The sequence below is a fragment of the Wolbachia endosymbiont of Mansonella perstans genome, assembly GCF_020278605.1.
Taxonomy (GTDB): Bacteria; Pseudomonadota; Alphaproteobacteria; order Rickettsiales; family Anaplasmataceae; genus Wolbachia.
Genome location: NZ_JACZHU010000114.1, coordinates 1 through 2,465 on the forward strand (window position 1 = coordinate 1; position 2,465 = coordinate 2,465).

4 protein-coding genes, 1 tRNA gene and 1 pseudogene are annotated in these 2,465 nt (G+C 34.8%); 5 read left to right on the forward strand and 1 reads right to left on the reverse strand.

Features of this window, described 5'->3' with window-relative positions; genetic code table 11:
• Positions 1–67 precede the first annotated feature (67 nt).
• A tRNA-Met gene (locus IHO13_RS05155) sits at positions 68–141 on the reverse strand.
• Positions 142–448: 307 nt separating this feature from the next.
• On the opposite strand from IHO13_RS05155, the gene IHO13_RS05160 reads away from it, so the two are divergent.
• From IHO13_RS05160 to IHO13_RS05175, 5 genes and pseudogenes are all read left to right on the forward strand, one after another.
• The gene (locus IHO13_RS05160) at positions 449–922 is read left to right on the forward strand and encodes a hypothetical protein (RefSeq protein ID WP_225538580.1); all 474 of its coding nucleotides are present in this window, start codon (positions 449–451) and stop codon (positions 920–922) included.
• 189 nt (positions 923–1,111) lie between these two features.
• A pseudogene (locus IHO13_RS05935) lies at positions 1,112–1,449 on the forward strand (ComEC/Rec2 family competence protein).
• Positions 1,450–1,501: 52 nt separating this feature from the next.
• Positions 1,502–1,792 carry a hypothetical protein gene (locus tag IHO13_RS05810; protein ID WP_368666886.1) on the forward strand — a complete coding sequence of 97 codons (291 nt, stop codon included), beginning with the start codon at positions 1,502–1,504 and terminating at the stop codon, positions 1,790–1,792.
• Entirely contained in the window at positions 1,719–1,931 is a 213-nt protein-coding gene (locus tag IHO13_RS05170) for a hypothetical protein (protein ID WP_225538582.1), read from the forward strand. Before IHO13_RS05810 ends, IHO13_RS05170 begins: the two co-directional genes overlap by 74 nt.
• Before the next feature lie 351 nt (positions 1,932–2,282).
• The coding region (locus IHO13_RS05175) for a hypothetical protein (RefSeq protein WP_225538581.1) at positions 2,283–2,465 on the forward strand (183 nt) is incomplete at its 3' end.

The window sequence follows — 2,465 nt, forward strand, 5'->3', positions numbered from 1 at the left end:
TGATAAGGAAACTGGAGAAATCTTTAAGTAGTTTCTTTCGTTTCTATTGGATGATAACCGAATCAAGTTGCGGGGGTAGGATTTGAACCCACGACCTTCAGGTTATGAGCCTGACGAGCTACCGAGCTGCTCCACCCCGCGTCGTTGTTTATTTATTATATATACAACAATAGAAAATAAAAGAATAAAATCACCCATGATGTATATTTTGTATATTTATTAACTTTTTCTGACATAATAGTTAGTTATATACGAGACAACCTATGCAGCAAGAAATATAATTTGGTACTGTGGTTTTCCATATGTCAGTGTGTAGGAATTTTGATCTATTTCTCTTTAAGCTCTGAACCAAGCTGTGTTCTTACTACATCTATTTTTCCCTTGCTTTTACCTATACTAATTCTGATTGTACAAAAAGTACGCGATATTATGTATCGCCTTGATTACAGTGCTTATAGGATTTACAGCCAGCAAGCTGAGGACAGCTTTAGTTGATGCTCAAATTCTTGATGAGGAGAAATATTCAAAAAGTATCATTGCCACAGTGAAGGATATTAGCAACAAGGGCTCATACAGACAGTTTCTGCTCTTTGTTGAAAAACCCCTTTCGTTGTCCCAGTGCCCAGACACTTGGACCCAGAAAAAAATACACAGATTCCAGCGTCACACGCTGACCACAAAGCTTTTTCTGCCAAAGATCCCACCTTCAGAGTATGCATATGATTTTACAAGAATAGCATATTGCCAGAAAATAAGTGCTACAGGTTTTGCCACAAGCAAAGTAGCCTTGCACAAAAAGGCTAAAGCAAGGAAATTTCAAGAGTATATAGAATCTTGTCGTCAATATATTTATGAAGACCTGAAGCTAAATATCAAAAAACCACATGCGGACATAATCTCTGCATTACTGATCGGTAAATAAAGACGGAATAGACCAAAAAAACTATGGATGCAATACGAGATTCAGGCATAGCACGTTCATTTGCTATATCTGGCTGCACTTATCATTTGTTGCTGACCTGTTTTTTATAGTACTTCGTAATTTATTGCAATATCTAAAACTTTAACTCTTAAGTGTAACACCAAGAAAATATCTGCATTTTTCACCATTTTGCTGGCTAGATTTTATCTGCTGGCCACCGGTATGCAAATCTCTGTTCAGCGTGCATATATTATGGTGATCTTGATACTTGTTGCAATAATAATGAAGAGGAAATATCGGGGATTAATAGCAATTGCGTTCGCTGCTTCGATATACTTATAGTAGAACCAGAAGCGATTTTAAAGCCCAGCTTTCAGATGTCCTTTTCTGGCATTTTGGCACTGGTTGCTAGTTATCAGATGAATGCCAACAAGCTGTTCAAAATAAAAATAGTGAAATACTTTGTGTCAATAATGATCAGTTTAGTAATAGCGAGCTTAGCGACTATTCCACACACCAATATATAACTTTAATTATCTTTCAATCAGCGGCATCATCACAAATTTAATCGCTACACCAATAGTTACATTAATTATTATTCCGCTTGGAATAATCTATGTTTTGTTGATTACTTTAGGCATTAAGTGGATTATAGCGTCGCTTGTAGGGAGCCCAATTGATGGTATTTTGTATATAATAAATGCAATCGCTAGTTTTCAGTATTTGGTTACTCCCATTCGTGTTTTTCCTACCTCATCAGTTATCATAACAACACTTAAGTTATTATTGGCTGTGCTTGTGGGAAGAAATTGGCGTTTCTTTGGAGTTTTCTTTATTGTGCTGGGTAATTTTCTTCAGCACTATGTATAGAACTCCTAATATTCTAGTCAGTGCTGATAATGTTGCAGTTAAAAGGAGAATGATAATTTGCTATATTCCCTTACTGGAAAAGATAGGAACTTTATTATCAAAACGTGGGCAAAGCAAAATGGGCAGAATCAAATTTTAAATCATACCAAATACAATAATTCAAACAAAAAACTAAAGTGTAGCGATTATGGCTGTATATATAACAAAGGGAATAATAAATCAGTGTTACTAGCTTATAAAAAAGAAGAGGTTGTAGAAAATTGTGACAGAGTTGACTTAATAATTTAGTTAAACAAATTCAACTATCCAGTTTGTAATACTACAATTATTAGATACGCTGATTTAGAAATATATGGCACACATTCTGTTTGGTTAACAAACGGTGACATGAAAATTAGTAAAGGCGTTCCAACAGAGCTTAGCATGCGACTTTAAGTTAAAAAAGCTTGCTTTTAAAGTGTTATTAATATACAATTAGTTTGATCAAGATATGGGAAAATTGGTGCATCCAAATACTCCAGGTATTGAATTTAACTTCAAGCCAATGGATAATGCTGTTTGTTTTCCAGCTCTAGCTTATGTTGCTTTAGTCAAAGCAACTATTCATGGTATGAGCTTCATTGCAAATATTCTTAATTCAAGAGCAATGCTAGTTTATGCTCTTGCTTTTGTT